Source organism: Paenibacillus sp. FSL M7-0420 (assembly GCF_038002345.1).
In the GTDB taxonomy this organism is placed as follows: Bacteria; Bacillota; Bacilli; order Paenibacillales; family Paenibacillaceae; genus Paenibacillus_AQ.
Genome location: NZ_JBBOCJ010000001.1, coordinates 4,829,265 through 4,851,180 on the forward strand (window position 1 = coordinate 4,829,265; position 21,916 = coordinate 4,851,180).

Here is a 21,916-nt window from a genome sequence, read left to right on the forward strand (position 1 = left end):
CTACTTTATCACCCTTCCTAATTCGTCTAATGAATTAACGATAGTCACACCCAGCTCTTTAATTTGTTCTATTTTTTGTATATCTCTCGGAGACAAATTACCAAAGGGCTTATCTATATACAGAATAACTTTTTTTTGTTCTGGATTGAAATAGAACTCGTCAGTCGCATCTTTCATTTTCTCCAGTTGCCCTTCCTTGACAGCTTTAAGTGATGCCTTAACTTCAATCATTTCATCTTTTGTAACCACATCTAAGTCACCTGCGGCTTGACCATCCTTCTTCAATACCTTCTGTCCAAAACCAGTTACTTCCTTCTGTTGTCTTAAGAACTCAGCGACCTTTGCTTCAGTAGCTTTGCCAACGTCTGAACTATTCAAAAAGCTATCAATATCACGATTAATATTTTTCGGATGTTGATCAACCCACGTCAGTTCGTTGCCAGCAGGATTTTTGTAGGTCGTTTTACTTCCGTCTTTAACTATATTACCAATATTTTGAAATTTTTCCTTCCCCTCAACCCCACCATCACCCAACCCATCCATATACCGCTGCTGCACCGGTGTCTTCGGCAAGGCTGGAGTATCTGGGATCTCTCCTATATTGAACACAAACCGTTCTGGCGTCTGCACCACCGGACCCAGATTCGGAAGCTTCTGCTTGATCCCTTGCAGGGCATCCTTCGCTGCTTGGCTGATGACCTCTTCTACCTCGCCAAGCACTTTTCCTACTTTGCCAGCTTTCGTGACTTGTAGTCCAGGAACCAGGATGGAAGCGACCGAACCCAGCATTTTCGCCTTCTCTTCCGGGGTCCCTTCGTCAAATTGATGATACGCCATCTTCGCCGCTTCCACCAGCACTTCCGGATGGTCAATCAGATATTGCGCTTGCTGCTTCATTTCTGTGGTGGTCTTGACCGGGTCCACCACTAGTTTGAAGGCAAGGGTTGCCGTATCCGCCACGCCCATGACGACCTCTTTCACCAACCCTTCGGTAAAAGCCAGCACCACCGTATCCGCCTGACGAACCCGACTCTCCCATTTCGTCAGCCCGTAGGTATCCTCCAGCCACCCCAGATAACTGGTGTACATCGGGGTAAGATATTCATTCGGTACATAGACTTTCGCCTGATAAAAGTCCCACGTGGTCTCATTTTCCTTGTTGTCTGCGGTAATTGGCGTGCCGTCCGGCAGGGTAAGCGGCGGCCCGTTCAACCGCCGCTCTGCTTCGATCTGCTCTTGAACCTGCTTAAGAACCGCTGCGGTCTGAATTTCCTGCCGCTTCGCCGCAAGCTGGCCCCGCGCATACGCTCCGGCGGCAGTCTTCTCCATCGCCAGCCGCAGCAGCAGCAGATATTCTTCGTTATGTAATAAGGGGACCTTGTCCGCCGTAATTGACGGATCATACTCACAGGCGGTGACTGCTGGTTGTCTGTAGTGGACGCTTAGATCCTTACCGTTTTCATAGTAGATCTTGGCTACGCCTAGAGAGGCCAGCTTCTGCCGGGCTTCTTCGGCCTTTGCATGAACTGTCTCCATCTGGGCTTGATTGCCGAACGCCTGATACACTTTGAAGGCCATCTGGGCCTTAGCGATCTCATTGCGCGCTGCGAAGATATCGTTCAGCTTACTTTGTGCAGCGATACTCTCTACGGTCAGCAGGCCGGAGGTCTGTATGACACTCCTGAGCTGCTTCACCACCGGGTCCCTGCTCAGCTCATCTTTTCCCGATAGAGCCGCAATCGAAGCGATGAGGTTCGTCGCACTTCGCTGCACAAATTCGGGGATGGAGACCCGTCCGGCGGTTGGTTGCAGCCCCAAGCTGCCGAAGGCTGCAAGCAAAAGAGTAAACTGCCCCGTCAGCTTGTCCGTCTCCCGCTTATTCTCTTCCTGCAATTCCGAGACGCCTCTCAGGGCGATCCGGATAATATCCTCTAACTTCTCCGCTTCTACAGTTAATTCATTGATCAGAACCTGGGCCTTGACCAGATGATCGCCCATGGGAATACCGCCCCAGCTGCTGGACTGGCCCTTCAATTGAAGGTACAGCCGGTTGGTGTCCTGACTCACCTGGCCGATTTTCGTTTGCAGGCGCCGGACTTCATCTTCGTTAAATACTAGCTTTGTGGACGCCATGTTCACCCTCCTGCCGCATACCACATTTAACTGTAATTTATGTTATACAAATTCACATCCAAAGAATCATAGGTTTACAATCCCTGGAAAATATATGAAGTTTTAAGATAATTATTAACTTGGTTGAAAGATACCTTTTCTGGTTTTGATCCAAGTTTGCATTTATGATCAAACTATCATTCTCTTTTCTGAATAATTGATCGTAGTTGGCCTGAGATACCTATTTCGTCAATTTTTCTTTGACATAAGAATGATCAAGTAAATTAAGCAGGCTCGGGGTTAAATACTTTACCTGGTATTGATTCAAATCGCTATTGATAATTAACTGACCATTCTGTTTTCTAATAAGTTGATCTGAACCATCTTCTAAAAACAAGAGGTTCTTAACATACTGTTTTAATATCTTCCCTATAAACTTAATCAAAATTTCTAATCCTTGATCAAGGGTGTTTCCAAATAATTGAACTCTAATACAAATATTCACATCTATTTTATAATGATTTCTTACAAATCTAATATCAGAAATATCCACTAGTTCAAGAGCTAAAGCAAAGTATTCAGTTCCAATAACTATTTCTTCCTCATCATTGTGAACTGACACCTCTTCGTTTAAATCTGTATATATTATTTCGCTAATAACTTCTGACAATGATTCAACACTCAAATCAGATTCTAAAAACAATTCAAAGTTCATGCATATCTATCCCCCATATATCCGCGTGATTTTCCCGTCAACAATAATTAATAACTCTTGCAAGTTTTTCAGATCTCCGTTTGGATTAGCTTTCCTTATAATTTTCCCAGTGATTTCAGTTATTTTTTCTGAAGTGAACCCATCTAGATTAAGTACAATTCTCTCTGCCTGTGATTTTGTCTTTGTTCTAATATTTCTTAAAATATTGTCCACATTTGTATCCATTGTTGGTGCGTAACAGTCAAATACTTCACCTTCAATTAAATAATCTGGATTTGATGATTCTTTTACTCCATATCCATTTCCACCATTTACTTCATCTAGAATTTCAATATCATATCCCTGTTCTGCAAAGTTATCTGCTGTTTCGTGCTCTTTCTTAAGACCATGTGAATCACCTTTAGTATAATTCCCTTTAGGTTTTCCGCCTGCCGGCAAAGAAGGCTCAGTCAGTTTAACCTTCCCCGCCCCATCACCCACCCCATCCAAATACCGCTGCTGCACCGGCGTCTTCGGCAAGGCTGGAGTATCAGGAATCTCCCCTATCTTGAAAACAAACCCTTCCGGCGTCTGTACCGCCGGACCCAGATCCGGGAGCTTCTGCCTGATCCCTTGCAGGGCATCCTTCGCTGCTTGGCTGATGACGTCTTCTACCTCGCCCAGCACTTTACCTGCTTTGCCTGCTTTGGTGACCTGTAGTCCCGGGACAAGAATGGAGGCAACCGAACCTAGCATTTTCGCCTTCTCTTCCGGGGTCCCTTCGTCAAATTGATGATACGCCATCTTCGTCGCTTCCACCAGCACTTCCGGATGGTCAATCAGATATTGCGCTTGCTGCTTCATTTCTGTGGTGGTTTTGACCGGGTCTACAACTAGTTTGAAGGCAAGGGTTGCCGTATCCGCCACGCCCATGACGACCTCTTTCACCAATCCTTCGGTAAAAGCCAGCACCACATCTCCCGACTGACGGACCTTGTTCTCCCATTTCGTGAGACCATACGTGGTATCCAACCACCCCAGATAACTGGTGTACATCGGGGTAAGATATTCATTCGGTACATAGACTTTCGCCTGATAAAAGTCCCACGTGGTCTCATTTTCCTTGTTGTCTGCGGTAATTGGTGTGCCGTCCGGCAGGGTAAGCGGCGGCCCGTTCAACCGCCGCTGCGCTTCGATCTGCTCTTGAACCTGCTTAAGAGCCGCTGCGGTCTGAATTTCCTGCCGCTTCGCCGCAAGCTGACTCCGCGCATACGCTCCGGCGGCATTCTTCTCCATCGCCAGCCTTAGCAGCAGCAGATATTCTTCGTTATGTAATAAGGGGACCTTCTCCGCCGTGATCGACGGATCATACTCACAGGCGGTAACCGCTGGTTGCTTATAATGAGCGCTCAGATCCTTACCGGCTTCATAGTAGATCTTGGCTACACCTAGAGAAGCCAGCTTCTGCCGGGCTTCTTCGGCCTTTGCATGAACTGTCTTCATCTGCGCCTGATTGCCGAACGCCTGATACACCTTGAAGGCCATCTGTGCCTTAGCGATCTCATTCCGCGCTGCGAAGATATCGTTCAGCTTACTTTGTGCAGCGATACTCTCTACAGTCAGCAGGCCGGAGGTTTGAATGACCTTCCTGAGCTGCTGCACCACCGGGTCCCTACTGAGCTCATCTTTTCCCGATAGAGCCGCAATCGAAGTGATGAGGTTCGTCGCACTTCGCTGCACAAATTCGGGGATGGAGAACCGTCCGGCGGCTGGTTGCAGCCCCAAGCTTCCGAAAGCAGCGAGCAAAAGACTAAACTGCCCCGTCAGCCTGTCCGCCTGCCGTTTATTCTCTTCCTGTAGCTCCGATACGCCTCTTAGGGCGACCCGGATGATATCCTCTAATTTCTCCGCTTCTACGGTTAATTCATTGATCAGAACCTGGGCCTTGACCAGATGATCGCCCATGGGAATACCGCCCCAGCTGCTGGACTGGCCCTTCAATTGAAGATATAGCCGATTGGTGTCCTGACTCACTTGGCCGATTTTCGTTTGCAGGCGCCGGACTTCATCCTCGTTAAATACAAGCTTCGTTGATGCCATCTTCGCCCTCCCGCTGTACAGCATGTTTAACTGTAAGTTATGTTACACAAATTCACAGAATCATAGACTTATAACTCCTTGCAAACATACGGAGTTCTAAGATGATTAATTAACTCGCTTGAAAGATACTTTTTCTGGTATTGATCCAAGGTTGTATTTATGATTACGTTACCATCCAAGTAGAAGTCACCGGGCCAAATGTATGTGGAAAACCGAATACAATGTGCTTCCACCAAGGGATTCGGGCCAATGTATGCCAAAAACAGCATACATTGCGCTGTTGAGCAGGTGTGTGGTCGAATGTATGCCAAATACAACACACATTGTGCCGGTGCGCAGGTGTGTGGTCCGAATGTATGCCAAATACAGCATACATTATGCCAGTGCGCAGGTGTGTGGTCCGAATGTATGCCAAATACAGCATACATTGTACCGGTGCGCAGGTGCATAGGCCAAATGCATGCGATAAACCGAACACAATAGATGGTCCCGCGTACTTCTTCAGAATGGAGTTCCAGTATTCCACATAAGGATTCAATATTTATCCATTATTGTTGTGCAGATCCCTTTATTATCGGAATTCGGAGCCGTAAAGTTTATCAAAAAAATATTTTCATGACATATATTGGCTGCCTGTTTCGCGCTATACTCTATTGTAAGCGTTATTACAAATGTACTTACGGAGGTGATTTCATTCGTGTATACCCGTATCATCACCTTCATGAACAACCTGAAGCTCAGGACCAAGCTCTTCCTCTCCTTTGGCAGCGTCGTCCTGATTCCGGTGCTCATTGTGGGGGTGTTCCTGACCAGTGAACTGCGGAATATGGCGATGAACAATGCGCTGAAGCAGATTACGGCGAATGTCGACCGTGTGAAAAAACGGACCAGCGAGATGCTGAACGTTCCGGTGGATATCGTCTACCGCCTGTCCAATGACAGCCGGCTGGAGGAGGCCGCGAATCACCGTTACGAATCGGTCTATGATGTGGTGCAGGCCTATTGGGATTACCCCGACTTCCGGGATTTCGTCCGCCTGTACAAGGAAGTCTCCAGCATCCGGCTGTATATCGACAATCCGACGGTGCTCAACAACTGGGAATTCCTCCAGGCCGATGAAGCGGTTACCCGGGAGCCGTGGTACCAGCTCGCCCTGGCCCAGAAGGGACTGGCGTTCTGGAGTTACATTCCTGACAGCCGGAACGGCCAGTATTATCTCAGCCTGATCCGCAAGGTCGACTTCCTCAAGCAGCGCACAACCGGTGTGCTGGTCGTGAATGTCAATTCGGATCAGCTCAGCAGCATCCTGAAGCAGGAGAGCTTCGAGACCTTTATCGTCGATGAGAACGATAATATTGTCGCCTCCAACCGTGCAGGCACCCTCGGCAAGTCGCTGCACGAAATCAACCTGAAGCCGCTGTCCACCCTTGCCGGGCACGGGCCTGCAGATATCACGATTGACGGGCAGTCCTTCAAAATGCTGATCGACGACTGGCATCCCCAGGGCAGCCTGAACAGTCTGCGGATTATCTCTATTTTCTCCGTTGAGAGCATTGTAAGTGAACCTAACCGGATTATTTCCCTGGCTTCTTCCGTCATTATCTCCTCCCTATTTCTTGCAATCATCCTAATCTACTACTTCTCACGCCTGCTAACCGGACGAATGCTCCATCTCAGCAAGCATATCTCCAAGGTCGCTTCCGGGAATCTGGAAGCCCGGCTCGTGATCGACGGCAAAGATGAGATCGGCCAGCTGGCCCGGCAGTTCAACCACATGGTCCGCAATATCAATGACCTGATGAGCGAGGTGCAGGAGTCCAACCAGCAGAAGAATGCCATCCTGCTGAAGCAGAATGAGATCAAATTCAAAATGATGGCCAGCCAGATCAATCCCCATTTCCTGTTTAATGCCCTGGAGTCGATCCGGATGAAGGCCCACACCCGGGGCCAGACCGATATTGCGCAGGTAGTCCGGCTGCTGGGCAAGATGATGCGCAAGAACTTAGAGGTCGGCGGAGGCAGAATCACCCTGCAAAGTGAGCTGGAGACCGTGAACTGCTACCTGGTCATCCAGAAATTCCGCTACAATGACCGGCTGGCCTACGAGCTGTATGTAGATCCGGCAGCGAATACGCTAAGGATTCCGCCGCTTATTATTCAGCCGCTGGTGGAGAATTGTGTCATTCACGGCCTGGAGGACCGGATGGACGGCGGAATGGTCCGGGTAGATATCCGGGTGGAGGAGGCCATACTTAAGGTTCAGGTCTCCGATAACGGAACCGGAATCCCGCCGGCCCGGCTCGCAGAGCTGCGGCAGATGCTGGACAACAACGATGACTATGAGACCCACAGTATCGGAATGCGTAACATACATCTGCGGCTGAAGCTGACCTATGGCCCGGAATGCGGCTTGATTCTGGCCAGCCAGAGCGGATACGGAACACAAATCAGCTTCGCCATCCCTTTAAGGAGTGATTCCTATGTATAGTGTGTTAATTGTTGATGATGAATTGTCTATCCGCGAAGGACTTGTCACTCTGCTGGACTGGGAGAGCCTCGGCTACCGGGTGGTAGATACAGCGGCCAATGCGATTGAAGCCAGGCATAAGGCTAAGCTGTATTCCCCGGATCTGATGATTGTGGATATCCGTATGCCCGGGAAGGATGGACTGGAGCTGATCGGTGAGCTGCGGGAGGATCATGAGGAGCTGCATATTCTCATCCTGAGCGGCTATGCCGACTTCAGCTATGCTAAGCGCGCGCTATCTTACAATATCGATAACTATCTGCTTAAGCCGGTCGATGAGGAGGAATTGCAGCTGTATCTTACCGGACTGTCCACCGTGCTGAACGCACGGCTGGCACACCGCAAGAATCATGAAGCCGTTAAGGTCTGGAGCCGGGAGATGCTGGTTCAATCCCTGCTGATGGAGAGCAGTCTGCATCCCGCCCCGGCACTGATGGAGTCGGCGCTGGAAGCGGGGCTGCTATGGGATTCCTACCAGATCGTGCTGATCCGGCTGCTGCTCCAGGATCATGCGGACAACGGACCCTCTAGTAGCGTCAAGTCCCGGCTGACGTCAAGCTTCGAGGACAACCGCTGGGGCATCGTTTTCGCGCTCGATTCTTATCTCGGGGTGCTGCTGCAGCCCTCTTACCAGAAGGAGCTGGTAAGCAAACGGATGGCCCTGCAGATCCGTGAGGCTGCTGCCGCAGAAGGACTGGAGTGCATCATCACTGCCGGGGATATGGTGGACATTCTGACGGAGCTGCCGGTCTCGCATCAGTCGGCGCTGGCGCGGATGAAGGATCATTTCTTCTATGATGAGCCGGGGATGATTGGACCGGATTCGCTCAGGCTGAAGCAGGGGCTGCCTGCGAACCCCCAGGATACGGAGAGCAGGCTCGCTCCCGTGATGGACCGGCTGTACTTCGCCCTGGATACCGGCAATCTCAGCGTAATCTCTGCCCTGATCCAGGAAGCAGGGGACCTTATGGCTGCTGCGGGCTTATCCGAGATGGCGGTGAAATCCTATTATGTCCGGGCCGTCACCTCCATGTCTGGCAAGCTCTCCGTTCATTATAAGGAGCTTAGCGCTGCGCAGAGCCGGATGGAGGAGCAGATTCAGCAGATCTACAGGCATACCTCCCTCCCCCAGCTCCAGCGCTATATCACAGGTCTGCTGGAGGAATATGCTGGCGGGATTATCCGCGACGATATGGATGTCCTGATGAAGCGGATGGTCGATCTGATCCACCGGCACTATGACGAGAATCTGAAGCTGGAGACGCTGGCCGATGTGTTCACCTATAGCAGTGCCTATCTGGGTAAGCTGTTCAAAAACACCATGGGCTGCTCCTTCAACACTTATCTGGATACGATCCGCATTGAGAAGGCCAAGGAGCTGCTGGACCAGGGCTGCAAAATCCATCAGGCAGCCAGCAGCGTCGGCTTCAGCGATGTCGATTATTTCCGTGAGAAGTTCAAAAAAATCACAGGCACCTCCCCCTCCGCTTACCGGAGAAAGGAGCCGGAGAATGTTTTTTCAGAAAGCGCTTACGAAAAAGACTGATTTCCCCCTGTTTTTACACTTAAATCTTCGGGTGTTTCCCGTCCTGGCGGCAGATTATGATAAAGCTATATCGAAGGAGGGACATAAATGAAAGCGATTACCACCGCGATGAAGCCGGAGCCTAAGAAATCCTCCTCCAGCTTCTGGGAGAAATTCCGGCAGCAGAAATACCTCTATATGATGGCTGTTCCTTTTGTCCTCTGGGCCTTTGTCTTCAGCTATCTTCCGTTATGGGGGTGGATGATGGCCTTCCAGAAGTATAAGCCGGGCAAATCCTTTTTCGAGCAAAAATGGGTCGGCCTCCAGTACTTCCGGGAGCTCTTCCAGGATGAGCAATTCTTCAACGCCCTGCGCAATACGCTGGCCATGAGTATTATGGGACTGCTGGCAGGCTTTATCATTCCGATTATCTTCGCTATTCTGCTGAATGAGGTCCGGCTGCAGGTGCTGAAGCGCTTCGTTCAGACGGTGTCGTATCTGCCGCACTTTGTGTCCTGGGTGGTTGCCGCCGGGATCATTACCAAGATGCTCTCCACGGACAACGGCGCAGTCAATGACCTGCTGATGGGTCTTCATATCATCAGTGAACCGATCCAGTTCATGGCTAAGGGCAATCTGTTCTGGGGCATTGTCACCGCCTCGGATGTCTGGAAGGAGACGGGCTGGAATACCATTATCTATCTCGCCGCCATCTCGGGCATCGGGCCGGAGCTGTACGAAGCAGCCAGGGTGGACGGAGCCAGCCGGCTCCAGCAAGTGCGTCATATTACTTTTCCGGGCATCCGGGGTACCATCGTGATCCTGCTGATTATGTCCATCGGCCATCTGATCAGCATCGGGTTCGAGAAGCAGTTCCTGCTCGGCAACAATCTGGTGCGTGACTACTCGCAGACCCTTGACCTGTATGCCCTGAATTACGGGCTGGGGATGGGACGGTTCTCCTTCGGAACGGCGATTAATATTTTCAACTCTGTGGTGAGTGTGATCCTGCTCTTTACCGCCAACGGCATCTTCAAAAAAATAACCAAGGAAAGCATCATATAGGAGGCCCTGCTCATGATTAAAAAACTGGCTGCGGCATCCTGGTCGGACCGCATCTTCGATTTGGTTGTCTATCTCGCGATTACGGTGGTTACCGTCGCTACGCTATACCCTTTTCTGAACGTGTTGGCGATCTCCTTCAATGACTCGACAGACAGCATCAAGGGCGGGATTACGATCTATCCCCGGATGTTCACCTTCAAGAATTATGAGACGATCTTCGCCTTCTCCGGACTGATTACCGGGTTCAAAATTTCGGTGCTGCGGACGATTATCGGGACCCTGCTCGGACTGGTCAGTGCCTCCATGCTGGCCTTCACCTTAAGCCGGGTGGACTTCCAGGCCCGCAAGTTCGTCTCTACCTTCCTGGCGCTGACGATGTACGTATCGGGAGGGCTGATCCCCTTTTACATTCTGATCAAAGATTTGCATATGATGGGCACCTTCGGCGTGTATGTTCTGCCCGGTCTGGTGAGCGCCTTCAATGTGTTCGTGATCCGCTCCTTCATCGACGGTCTGCCGTACGCTCTTCAGGAATCTGCCAAGCTGGACGGAGCCAATGACTTCACCATCTACTGGCGTGTCATTCTGCCGCTGACCAAGCCTGCGCTGGCGACCATCGCCCTGTTCCTGGCTGTCGGCCAGTGGAATGCCTGGATTGATACCTATCTGTATAACGGCTCGAAGGACTCGCTGACCACCCTGCAGTTCGAGCTGATGAAGGTCATTCAGAGCACCACGACCAATGCGGATAATTTCCGCGGGCGCAACATGACTGAGGTGATGGCTCAGATCTCCCCGGAATCGGTCAAAATGGCGATCACCATTGTCGTCACCGTACCCATTCTGGTGGTCTATCCGTTCCTGCAGCGCTATTTCGTCAAGGGCATGACGCTGGGTTCGGTCAAAAGCTAAGCTGCTTAAGCGGTATCTTCAGGCTGCGGCCTGTGAATACAATATGATTCTACCAGACAAAGGGAGGGTTTCAATTCATGACAAGAAAGACGGCGAAACCGGTTGTGGCGCTGATGGTGCTGACCTTGCTGCTCAGTGTGCTGGCAGGCTGCGGCGGGGGCAATAATAACGGCAACAAGAATACGGCTGAGAATACCGGGGCCAAGGCCACGAACAGCGGCAATGCCACGGCAACAGCTGAGGCTACGGCGGCGGCTGAGGACCTAAGTCCCCTGACACTCTCCTTCTTCGCGGAAGATCCCAATCCGAACTGGAACAATATGAAGGATGAGGTCAGTACCGTCATTACACAAAAGACAGGCGTCACCCTCGATGCCGAATTCGCTGTCGGTGATCCGCAGCAGAAGATTGCCCTCATTGCAGCGGGCGGGGATTATCCCGACATTATCTCTGCTAAAGGCGACATCGGGAAGCTGGTGGACGCCGGCGCGGTCCTGGATCTCACCGATCTGATCGATAAGCATGCCCCTAACATTAAGCGCGTGCTCGGCGATAATCTGGCCCGGGCCAAGTACACGAATGAAGACCAGTCGATCTACGCTATCCCAACCTGGGCAGCCGTGGATGAGAAGAAATTCGTAGCGGGCGGCGGCTTCGAGCTGCAGCACCGGGTAGTGAAGGAAGCCGGTTACCCGGAGATTCGCACCGTCAAGGATTACGAGAACGTAATTAAAGCCTATCTGGAGAAGCATCCGACCGATGAGAACGGCAACAAAAACATCGGCGTCTCCCTGAATGCAGATGACTGGCATATGTATATTTCCGTAACCAACCCTGCAGTTGCGACAACCGGCGGCTCCGATGACGGTGAATATTTCATCGACCAGGAGACTCATGAAGCAATCTATCATTTCCGCCGGCCTGAAGAGAAGGAATACTTCCGCTGGCTGAACCACATGAACGATATCGGCCTGCTTGATAAGGAGAGCTTCGTTCAGAAATACGACCAGTACAAAGCCAAAGTAGCGACTGGACGCGTGCTTGGCCTGATTGACCAGGACTGGGATTACAACGACGCGCAGCAGGCGCTCAAAGCCGCCGGCAAATTCGATCAGACCTACGGACACTATCCGGTCACCTTGACAGAAGAATACAAGGAAACCAGCTTCTGGCCTACCGGCTTCATGGGCGGCTACGGCATCTCCATCTCCACCACCAACCCCGATCCTGTGCGGACGATCAAGTTCCTGGATTACCTGGCCTCCGATGAAGGTCAGATCCTGAACAACTGGGGTGTTGAAGGCAAGCACTATAAAGTGGAGAACGGCAAACGCGTAGTTCCTGCCGAGGTTCAAGACCGCATTAATAACGACAACACCGCCTTCACGAAGGAAACGGGCATTGGCTTCTACTGGAACATGATGGTTCACTATGGTGACGGTGCCAAGGATTCTACGGGCAACTACTACACCAAGAACTTCCCTGAGCAGCTGGTGCTGGGCTATAGCGATGTTGAGAAAGAGACGCTGGCAGCCTACAAAGCTACGACCTGGAAGGATCTGTTCCCGAAAGAGGAAGAATTCAAGGAGAAAGCCTACGGCGCAGCCTGGAACATTTCAATTCCCGGTGAGGATGAAGTCTCCATTCTGGGCAATAAAATGAAGGATATTACGTGGAAGCGCATCCCGCAAGCGATTCTGGCCAAACCGGCTGAATTCGATAAAATCTGGGATGATTACATGGCCGATCTGGAAAAAGCCGGCGTGAAGAAAATGGAAGCTGGCTATACCAAGTATGTGCAGGACCGTGTGGAGCTGTGGACTAGCAAATAAGCAATTCAGATAGCTTGAGCTTAAATGCACAGATCAAAGGAGTAGTCGCCACTGCGGAGATTTTGGACTTCCGGCCGCTGTTGTTGTAAGAATTTCTTGATTTATGCCGCTCTACGCGGTAGAAATCCGTAAACAAAGCGGACGCTACCGCTCCTACAGTTCCAAAATCTCCTCCGTCGCTCCTTCCTATTGACTAAAGTTTGTAGTTCAACCTATATTCCATTGCAGAAGGGCACCCGTGCGGAATAGCACGGGTGTTGTTTGCTGTGCTAGGATGCTGTAGTCGCTGGAACGATCGCAACTGCATTTTATACAACAGAATGCTGGAAGAAGGGCTTCGAAATACAATCTAGCTATGCAGCTCGTAGTAAGTTTTGTTAATCATATCGGTGTATATGGAAGGCGGGTATTCCTTCACCTGATCATAAGCGATTTGGGACAGGCGTAGTGCTTCCTCCTTCAGGCCCCGGCGCATACAGATCTGTGCGCGGTAAGCATAAGCTGTCAACAGGTTGGCGCGGTCAAGCGGGTGGTAGACCTGATCCCCCGGCTCGGCCTTGGACAGGCTGACCAGCGCTTCATCGTCCTGGCCGAGATGAACCCGGGCGATGCCGCACATGAGCTGGACGCTGGATGCATACGGTTCATCCTCCAGCGGATACTGCTCCGCCAGCGAGAGAACCTTACTGTATTCTCCCTTAGCTACCGCGAGTCTGATCTCTCCGATCTCCACCAGCTTCAGTGAATCTTGTGATTCAGTGAATTCTGCGAATGCCCGGGCCTTCTTCATGGCTTCCTCTGCCGCCAAGGTCTCTCCTTCGGTCAGCGCCAGAATCCCAAGCACCCGGTACAGATGATCCGTCATATAGTAGATTCCCTCTTCCCGCGACACCTGAAGCGCCGACAGCGCCGCCGCACGGCTTCCCGCATAGTCCCCCAGGGCAGACAAGCTAATGCTCTCTGCATAATGAAGCTCGATTTCAAAGATAAAATCATTCCCCACCTTATTATCCTCGTACTCCTTACGGACCCGGCGGATCAGCTCCAGCCCTTCCGCGTATCTGCTCTGTGCGAAATTCAGGGCATAGGAAATATACTGCACCTTCGCCCGTTCCACGAATAAGCCGAAGCGTTCATAGATCAGCGCTGCCCGCGCAAGCTCCGCTTCCCCGCCTCCGGCGCCTGTATAGAAAAGGGAGCTTACATAGAACTCCAGCAGACGCGCAGCGTCAATCGTCATCGGAAGCGTTCGCTCCGTTAGCGGCTGGAGCCGCTGGATGACCTCTCTGTAATTCTTCGCCTTAAACTCCGCCTCCATCTCCCGGACAAGCGGAGCCAGCTCCGCCTCCTCCTCGCCTTCAAGGAAGTAGCCCGGATCAACGCCCAGCCGGCCGGCCAGAACCTGCAGGCTGTTCATTGAGGGCAAGGCCCGGCCATTCTCGATTTGACTCAGCATGCTCTTGGTCATATGGTCTCCGGCGAGGTCCGTCTGCGTAAGCCCCTTAGCCTTGCGCAGTTGCTTGACTTTCTCTCCGATGGTTTGTTTGGTGGTCATCTGCTTGCCAACTTTCCAGGTAGCTTTTCTTTTCAGTATAGCTTACCTATACCCTAAGAGAAAGCTGGAAATACCTTAAAGTTAAATTATATTAAACTTTTTGTTGCATTTCTGAACTTTCACTCTTACAATAAGTTTAATTAAATTTAACTTTTGACCAAGGGAGTGCTAGTATGTCTCAAATAACATCCGCAACCCATGATAAGACAGCGACTAACCGTAACATATTCCTCTTCTTCGGCAGCAAACTGGTCTCTGTTCTCGGCTCCAGTATGTACACCTTCGTAGCCGGTCTGTACATTCTGAACGAGACCGGTTCCGGGAGCAGTTTCGCTGTTACACTGCTGTGCGGTCTTCTGCCCGGCATCCTGATGTCCCCATTCGCCGGTGTGCTCGCCGACAGAGTCAGCCGCCGCAGGCTGCTGATCGGCTCGGATCTGGCGAGTGCCCTGATTATGTCCCTGGCCTTCCTGTTTGTCGCGCTGGAAGGGATGTCCGTATGGCCTATCTATCTGTCACTCATTCTATTATCTATCTGCTCTACCTTCTATAGTATCTCTGTCTCCTCCTCGATGATGATGCTTGTAGACAGCGGCTCCGTCCAGCGGGCCGGATCACTGAATCAGATTGCCGGATCGGCTGGCCACCTGCTGGCTCCGATTCTCGCCGGCCTGCTGTATGCCTTTCTCCCGCTACAGGATTTCATGCTGTTGAACGCGGCAGGCTTCACCGTTTCGACTGTGATGGGCTGCATGCTGAAGTACAAGCCGATTCCGCGGCTTCAAGCTGCCAGTGAACCCGCCGAAGCCGCAGGTCCCCGGCCGCTCTTCGAACGTCTGGGCACTGCTGTTAACGGGGTCCGCACGAATCTGCAGGAAGGCTTCGCTTATGTGATCCGCCGTCCGGTCCTCCGTTCCCTGATGGGGATTGTGTTCTGGATTAATTTCTTCGTTGTCGCCCTGAATGTTGTGCTGCCCTATGTTGCAGTACAGACGCTGGGACTCTCCTCAAGGCAATATGGAGTCCTCGAAGCGATGCTGGCAGCAGGCGTACTATTGATGTCGCTGCTGCTTGCTATACTTCCCCAGAGCAAGAGTCCGGTGAAGCCAATCCTCGGAGGCTTAAGCGCGCTGGCAGTGTTATTCCTCGCACTGGCGGTTCCGCTGCTGCTGCATTTCACCCCGAATGCCACCTTCCTTCTCTTCTTGCCGCTGCTGGTCCTTATCGGCGTCATGATTATGTTCATTAACATTCCGATTCAGGTCTATCTGCAGCAGACCACCGAGGAAGAGTACCGTGGACGCGTATTCGGGCTGGTGGAGGGCATCGCCGGTTCCATCGCTCCGCTCGGAATGCTGCTCTATGGAGTCCTCCTCGACCGGATTCCCGGCTCGTTCATTCTGCTCGGCTCCGGTGCAGCTATTCTGGCGGTCACGCTGGCCGGATGGAGAGGCCTCATCCGCAGCGGTGCCGCTGATCAACAGGTTGCCCAGGGGAAGACAGAGCAGGCGGGAGCCTGAATGTCTGAATTGACCATAGCTGGCAAGCTGTCCAATTGATACGCTTAACACAGCAGAATCTAATCAAGGAGGCGGAACGTTATATGCACGCGCACCATAGACAGACGCTGGAGAAGCTGGCGGAGAAGCTGGAGCAAGACCCTTCTTGTCTGGCGGCAATCACCAGCGGATCTGTAGCCAAGGGGACCGCCAGCGAGACTTCGGATGTGGATGTACATCTGGTCTTCACCGATGAAGCCTATGCGGAATATGAGCGGAACAACAGGCTCTCCTATGTGGACCGGGAAGTCAGCACCTATGAAGGCGGATATGCCGATATCAAGGTGATCAACCGACGGTTTCTGGAGCTTGCCGCCCGGCGGGGCAATGAGCCGACAAGGTATGCTTTTACCGGTGCAGAGGTTCTATTCTCCAGAATTCCGGAGCTGGGTGAGCTGGTGGCCCGGATTCCCGTCTACCCCGAGGAGAACCGCGAGCGTAATTTGCGGGAATTCTGCGCTCAGATCTACCTGTACGGGCTGTATTTCGCCAAGGAAGCGGGCCAAAATAATGACGCCTACCTGCTCGCTCATACGGCGGGCCAACTGGTGTTTTTTAGCGGAAGGATGATTCTGGCGTATAACCGGCTGCTTTTTCCAAGCCACAAAGGTCTGCTGGATGCTGTCGATGCTGCAGAAGCCCAGCCGAAGAATTTCCGTACGCTGGCAACAGAGCTGCTGCAAGCGCCCAGTGCACATAAGAGTGTGCGCTTCGCCGCGAAGATGCTGACTTTCTATAATCATGGCTTGTCCTTCGAGCAGGCACTCGGGATCTATGTGCTGAACAACGAGCGTGCCTGGATGGACCAGTCCCTTTCCTTACAGGACCGCTAGTGCAGCGTCAGAATTAATTTATGGATAGGATCAGTAAAGCGGAACTATATAGTGGAACAGCAAACAGCGGCCCCCCACAAAGGGAGTCGCTGTTTGCTGTTGCTGGAAATTGCAGCTGTCGATGGTCTCACTCTGCTGGCACTTTACTATAGTGGAAGTACCTCAGAGACCCGGCGCCGCTGTGCTTCGGCCATGATCAGGGACTGCAGCTGCACCCGTTCCCAGGTAGCGTCCAGGCCCTCGGCCTGTTGACCGCCCATGATTGCTGCAAAAGCCTCCAGCTGGCCCACATAATAGTTCAGCGGTTCGAATTCACATAGGGTGGTACGGTTGTCCGGCAGATCATGCCGGATTTTGAGCTTGTAGAACCCCTTGACTGGCCGGAAGAAATCCGGGACTGTGAGTACAGTATGGTCGAAATACAGGGTATGCGAGGCCCGGAATGGCAACTCGAAGGAAGTGAGACACTCCGCCCTCAGCCCGTTCTTGTATTGCAGCGCCGCCTGAAAGGTCCAATCGCAGCCATCCGGCCCGTCAAAGGCCGACTGCGCCAATATCTCCTCCGGCTGAAGACCGGCAAGGGTCTGCACGAACTGCAGCCAGTAGCAGCCCAGATCGGCAAAAGCACCTCCGCCCTTCCCCCTGACACTCCGGTAATTGCCCGCATGCCCGTTCTTGGCTGGAACAGAGATTCTGGTACTGATTCTGCGCAGCGCACCGAATTCGCCCGAATCGACGATGCCCTTCAGCGCCTGCTGCCAGGGGTGACAGGCAATCATCAGACCCTCGGCCAGCTTCGGGGCAGCAGGGTTACTCTTCACCAGCCTTAACTGCTCCGCTTCTTCAGGATGCAGACAGATCGGCTTTTCCACCAAGACATGCTTGCCCGCGTTCAAGGCCCGGATCGCCCACTGCGCATGAAGCTCATTACTGAGCGCAATATACACCCCGTCCAGCTCGTCTATCTCCAGCAGCTCATCCAGACTGCCCGCCACATTGGGAATCTGGTACGCCTCCGCCATGGCCTCCGCTTTCGCCAAGGTACGGTTGGCAATCGCCGTGATCTTCACCTTGTCCACGACCCGAGCCGGCTCCAGCATCGCTGGAACAGCAATATTCGAGGCGCCCAGAATGCCGAGCTTATAGCTTGGCTCCTCTACCACACTGCTCATATCTGCGCCAGCGCAGCATAGGTGTTGAGGTACAGCACATTACATTTGGAGCAGGCCGGGGACAAGCCTTCGTCCATAATCCGCCGCAGCCGATCATATCGCGCAGAATTCCATATGTCTGTCAGCGTCAGATCCTTCACATTGCCAATAGCCAGCTCCCCAAAAAATTTACAGGCGCTCACCATGCCATTCGGGGCAATATCCACCCGGGTACTGAGCGCCAGACATTTCGACGTACTGCGGGATTTCATCGGCTTGCCGGCCACGAAATCCTCAATCTCATCAAAGTCCAGCCCCGGCTGATAGCGGATTCGGGTATTGTGCCAGGTGTTACTGTTAATCCGCCGCAGGTCATCGGTTAGTCTGGTGATATTCTCCGGCTGGATATGGTATTTGAACGCATGCCAGCTGCTCCGGTGATCCGGCGGAAGCTCGGCCAGCCACTGGAAGTGTTCATCGTAGAAGCGGTCCATCGCAAGACTGGTGTCTTCCGAGATATACCAGGGGAAGCAGAGCAGAACCAGATCCACACCCTTTTGTTCAAAAAACTCCACCAGCTCATATAATCTCCCGATCATATTGTCGTTGATCACATTATGCACCGAGATCCGGCCGCGGAAGCGGCCCTGCTCGCGCAGCTCCAGCAAACGGTCAACGGCGTCGATGACCTTCTGGAACGAATTCTTGCCGCGCAGGAAATCATGCTCCTCCTGGAACCCCTCGATCGGGATCAGCAGCTCCAGATTGTCGGAGATGGCACACAGCTCCTCTTCGAACTTAGGGATCATATAGGCATTGGTGCAGATGGTCGTGTCCCGGGGATGCTCCTTGAGCAGCTCCAGAATCTCCTTGGCCTGCCGGTGGAACAGCGGCTCTCCTCCCCATAAATACAGGCGGGACTGCGCTTCATCCGTCTCCTCCAGCAGCCTCTGGATCATTCCCAGATCCATATCCAGATTCTGCTCAGCGGTATCCATATCATGATGGTAGCCGTCTTCATTCCATTGATAGCAATGCTTGCAGCGCAGATTACAGCGGTTGGTCAGCTTGAGGGACATAATCTCGGGCATCACCGTCTTGAAGCCGGGATCATGCTTGCGTTCCCGGTGCGGGACCACCACATTCTTGATTGTACGTTTCAATGCCTCAAAGGACTGCTCGTCCAGGCTCACTCTACTGGTAGGCTGCATTAGATTCTCCCTCCAGCTGTGGATAATTGTCCGGCATAGCTTGCCGCATAGTCCGGGTATTGACCGCTGGCGGCTCTGAGATTATCTGCCAGCTTGCGAAGTTCATCATAATCATATCCTGACGCGGCCCACTCCCCGTAAGTGATACCGTAACCAAGCCCCACCCACAGATCACTGTTAATCTTCTCGTGCGAGCCGAAGGGATCGAGCAGCACCAGCGGTGTACCCGAAGCCAGGGAATCAATCAAAGCGCCGCCGCCCGGCTTGCTAATGACTGCGGAAGCCTGCCGGATGACTCCGTACATCCCCTCCCCGTAGCTCTCGCAGGGCGGAAAATGCCCGGTCCGGTTACCCGTTACCTCTGCAAACGGCGGAAAGGTATATTGCCCGCTGCCGTCCTTCGTCCAGGTGCGCCACTGCGGATCATTCATATAATAACGTCTGCCGCGGACAGCCCCGCCAATCTCCTGAATGCTGTAAGCGGCGATATCCAGCTCGTACCCCGCCGTCTCCAGCGCATCAAACTTCTCGCGGAAGGTTCCGATTCCCCAGCCGCCCCCATGAACGACCAGCCGTCCGTTCCGGGCCGCAGCAGGCAGTGCTTCCGCAGGTCCGGCATCAATGCTGCACAGAATCTCCTGCTTCCCGGGATCATACAGGCTTACTTCATGGTAGCCTTCCGCGTAACCCGGATTCAGTTTGCGGAGATTCTTCCACGATGGCGACAGGTCAGCGTCGATATACAGCAAATCGGCATATACAGTCATACCTGCCATCTCACGGTACCGGTCCATGACATGTACCCAGTGCCCGGACAAGACGATGAAGCGCTGCCGTTCCTCTTGCTTCCATTGCTCCAGCAATTGTTCAACGGCTGCAGGGTCAAGGCTGCTTCTTATATCGGACGGTATTTTCTGTGAGGTCAGGGCGACAGCAAAGCTCTGCTGGTATGCCCTGCGGCTGTTGTCTGTCTGCTCCTTTTTGTGGTCAGGCATTAAGGCCTCAAACACCTCAACCTCTGCCTGAAGGCCCATCGCTGTGAACTTCCGTTCCAGCAGCAGACCAGGGACATAGAAACCCAAGCCAAAGCCTGAGCATAGAATCGTCACGGTGTTATTCATTGGAGGATTCCTTTCTTTATCGCAGGATAGTATAGCCTGTGCGCAGGAGAGACTCGTCCAGCGTACGGATGAGGCTCTGCTTGCTGTCTTCACTCCGGTAAGTCAGGGCCGCATACAGCTTGCCCTTCGTGGAACCGGCAGCACGGGCGGGGTCCAGCGGCTGGAGCGCGCTTGAGGTCAAGGGCATCACACCTTCACCTGCCTCCAGCGAGAATAAAATCCCCGTCTCCTCCATCCGCTCCAGCAGCTCCTCATAATGAACTTTGCCCATAGCCGCCAGCGGCACCTGTATCAGACAAGTGTGCATGCCCTCCTGCTTGAACCGGCGGTCCACATGATGCTTAATCAGACTCATCGACTTGCGGGCATTGATCTCGACGAGAGGCGCCAGGCTTCCGTCACGCAGCTGCATCGAATCGACACATACTTCACCGTAATATCCGTCAGAGTACAGCTCACGGCCTATGCTGTGCATGGTCTCCCAGTAGCCTTCCTTGTCCAGCTTGTCCAGCAGAGACGGATGCGGGGAGTGGGATTCGCCGAAGGCGAAGCCCTGGTTCACCAGCTGCTGAACCGACAGCAGATTGATCCGGCCTTCCGGATCAATCTGAAACTGGCAGGAGAAGTCTGTCTCCCGGTCCAGCAGAGGCTCAAGGACAAACCGGATTCTTTTGCCCTGATTGCGGCTCGACTCCAGATACCCGGCCATCCGGCGCAGCATACGCTCGGAATCCACCAGCTGATTTCCTTTACCGGATACCCCATACTCGTCCTTGATCAGGAAGGCCCCCTTCTCCAGCAGCGCTTGTCCCGATTGCAGCAGCTCCTCCAGACTGTGGACCACTACCGCAATATTCGGCAGCCCGAGCCGGTCCCGCATGGCTGTAGAATAGCTCTTGGTATTCACTGCCCGTACAATCTCTTCATCAGGCAACGTGGGCAAAAGCTTGTACCGGCTAACCGCAGCCTGTGTCCCGGGAAGCACGGCAAAGGGCTCCAGCAGCGCTCCTTCCGGTATTAAGCGTTCCGGCTCCTGCCCGGCCTCCATCCGGCCCAGCAGTTCAAATACATTCAGCGCCGCCTGTGCGGGAGCAGACGCCTCCGCCTCCAGACTGAGCGGCCCCATGTTGGTGCTGAATGAATAACCGAGCGATTGCAGATAGTCATATTGTGCCCGGTTCATCCCCTGGCGGGTTAAGAGAACATCGCCGCTCCCGCAGAAGACAAACAGCATTTCATCCATCGCCTGAACGATAGCCAGCGCCTTCGCATCGGGAATGGCCGGCAAGGAGGCCAGATCCTCCTCCCGCCAGTACCGCTCCGACTCCAGGCTGCCGCAGTGCACAGCGTTCCTCATTGTACGGCAAGCCCGGCGACATAAGCGGAGAACCGGTCCACTGATTTCAGGTGCTCCAGATCAAAGGTGTCGAAATCTACCTCTATATTGAATTCATCCTCGACTCTCAGAATAAAATTAATGATCTGCAGGGAGTCAAGTGCGGCGTCCAGAGTCAGGTCAGAAGCTCCGCTGAGCGTCTGAAGCAAGCCTGGTTCCTCCTTGATTTCGGCGATAATCTCAATGACTTTCTGCTGCATGTGTCTACCCCTTTCAGGTTGCATAATTGGAATGAATAGGATGAATATACCAAATTTTAAGTTGTTAATATATGGTTGAATGCGCCAAAATATTGAGATATACTAGGGTGGATTCCAGTCATC

General features: G+C 52.7%; 16 protein-coding genes. 7 read left to right on the forward strand and 9 right to left on the reverse strand.

Going from position 1 to position 21,916, the window contains the following annotated elements:
- The 3 genes from MKX51_RS20810 to MKX51_RS20820 all read right to left on the reverse strand — a co-directional run bounded on the left by MKX51_RS20810 (window position 1) and on the right by MKX51_RS20820 (window position 4,906).
- On the reverse strand, window positions 1-2,133 hold the full coding sequence (locus MKX51_RS20810) for a hypothetical protein (RefSeq protein WP_340993671.1): 2,133 nt from the start codon (window positions 2,131-2,133) through the stop codon (window positions 1-3).
- A gap of 220 nt (window positions 2,134-2,353) precedes the next feature.
- Entirely contained in the window at window positions 2,354-2,827 is a 474-nt protein-coding gene (locus tag MKX51_RS20815) for a hypothetical protein (RefSeq protein ID WP_340993672.1), read from the reverse strand.
- Between the two features lie 6 nt (window positions 2,828-2,833).
- Window positions 2,834-4,906 (reverse strand): CdiA C-terminal domain-containing protein, encoded by a 2,073-nt coding sequence (locus tag MKX51_RS20820; RefSeq protein ID WP_340993673.1) that lies wholly within the window; start codon window positions 4,904-4,906, stop codon window positions 2,834-2,836.
- Between the two features lie 697 nt (window positions 4,907-5,603).
- Here MKX51_RS20820 and MKX51_RS20825 point away from each other — a divergent pair.
- The 5 genes from MKX51_RS20825 to MKX51_RS20845 all read left to right on the forward strand — a co-directional run bounded on the left by MKX51_RS20825 (window position 5,604) and on the right by MKX51_RS20845 (window position 12,767).
- Window positions 5,604-7,394, forward strand: a complete 1,791-nt coding sequence (locus tag MKX51_RS20825; RefSeq protein ID WP_340993674.1) for a sensor histidine kinase — start codon at window positions 5,604-5,606, stop codon at window positions 7,392-7,394.
- Window positions 7,387-8,979 (forward strand): response regulator transcription factor, encoded by a 1,593-nt coding sequence (locus MKX51_RS20830; protein WP_340993675.1) that lies wholly within the window; start codon window positions 7,387-7,389, stop codon window positions 8,977-8,979. Before MKX51_RS20825 ends, MKX51_RS20830 begins: the two co-directional genes overlap by 8 nt.
- An 87-nt stretch (window positions 8,980-9,066) precedes the next feature.
- Window positions 9,067-10,023: an ABC transporter permease gene (locus MKX51_RS20835; protein WP_340993676.1), complete on the forward strand. Its 957-nt coding sequence runs from the start codon at window positions 9,067-9,069 to the stop codon at window positions 10,021-10,023.
- Window positions 10,024-10,035: 12 nt separating this feature from the next.
- Window positions 10,036-10,935, forward strand: a complete 900-nt coding sequence (locus MKX51_RS20840; protein WP_340939312.1) for a carbohydrate ABC transporter permease — start codon at window positions 10,036-10,038, stop codon at window positions 10,933-10,935.
- A gap of 77 nt (window positions 10,936-11,012) precedes the next feature.
- On the forward strand, window positions 11,013-12,767 hold the full coding sequence (locus MKX51_RS20845) for an ABC transporter substrate-binding protein (RefSeq protein ID WP_340939311.1): 1,755 nt from the start codon (window positions 11,013-11,015) through the stop codon (window positions 12,765-12,767).
- 349 nt (window positions 12,768-13,116) lie between these two features.
- On the opposite strand, the gene MKX51_RS20850 is transcribed toward MKX51_RS20845, so the two are convergent.
- Window positions 13,117-14,322, reverse strand: coding sequence for a helix-turn-helix domain-containing protein (locus MKX51_RS20850; RefSeq protein ID WP_340993678.1), 1,206 nt, complete (start codon window positions 14,320-14,322; stop codon window positions 13,117-13,119).
- Window positions 14,323-14,495: 173 nt separating this feature from the next.
- On the opposite strand from MKX51_RS20850, the gene MKX51_RS20855 reads away from it, so the two are divergent.
- Window positions 14,496-15,842, forward strand: a complete 1,347-nt coding sequence (locus tag MKX51_RS20855; protein WP_340993679.1) for an MFS transporter — start codon at window positions 14,496-14,498, stop codon at window positions 15,840-15,842.
- Between the two features lie 83 nt (window positions 15,843-15,925).
- Window positions 15,926-16,714, forward strand: coding sequence for a nucleotidyltransferase domain-containing protein (locus MKX51_RS20860; protein WP_340993680.1), 789 nt, complete (start codon window positions 15,926-15,928; stop codon window positions 16,712-16,714).
- A gap of 146 nt (window positions 16,715-16,860) precedes the next feature.
- Here MKX51_RS20860 and MKX51_RS20865 read toward each other — a convergent pair whose 3' ends face one another.
- From MKX51_RS20865 to MKX51_RS20885, 5 genes are read right to left on the reverse strand one after another with little or no spacing between them, the layout of a single operon-like run.
- On the reverse strand, window positions 16,861-17,886 hold the full coding sequence (locus MKX51_RS20865) for a Gfo/Idh/MocA family protein (protein ID WP_340993681.1): 1,026 nt from the start codon (window positions 17,884-17,886) through the stop codon (window positions 16,861-16,863).
- Window positions 17,883-19,076: a radical SAM protein gene (locus MKX51_RS20870; RefSeq protein WP_340993682.1), complete on the reverse strand. Its 1,194-nt coding sequence runs from the start codon at window positions 19,074-19,076 to the stop codon at window positions 17,883-17,885. The genes MKX51_RS20865 and MKX51_RS20870 overlap by 4 nt, the downstream gene beginning before the upstream one ends.
- Window positions 19,076-20,197, reverse strand: coding sequence for a UDP-glucuronosyltransferase (locus MKX51_RS20875; RefSeq protein WP_340993683.1), 1,122 nt, complete (start codon window positions 20,195-20,197; stop codon window positions 19,076-19,078). Before MKX51_RS20875 ends, MKX51_RS20870 begins: the two co-directional genes overlap by 1 nt.
- A 16-nt stretch (window positions 20,198-20,213) precedes the next feature.
- Window positions 20,214-21,542 (reverse strand): hypothetical protein, encoded by a 1,329-nt coding sequence (locus MKX51_RS20880; protein WP_340993684.1) that lies wholly within the window; start codon window positions 21,540-21,542, stop codon window positions 20,214-20,216.
- A gap of 8 nt (window positions 21,543-21,550) precedes the next feature.
- Entirely contained in the window at window positions 21,551-21,793 is a 243-nt protein-coding gene (locus MKX51_RS20885; RefSeq protein ID WP_340752608.1) for an acyl carrier protein, read from the reverse strand.
- Between the last annotated feature and the right edge of the window lie 123 nt (window positions 21,794-21,916).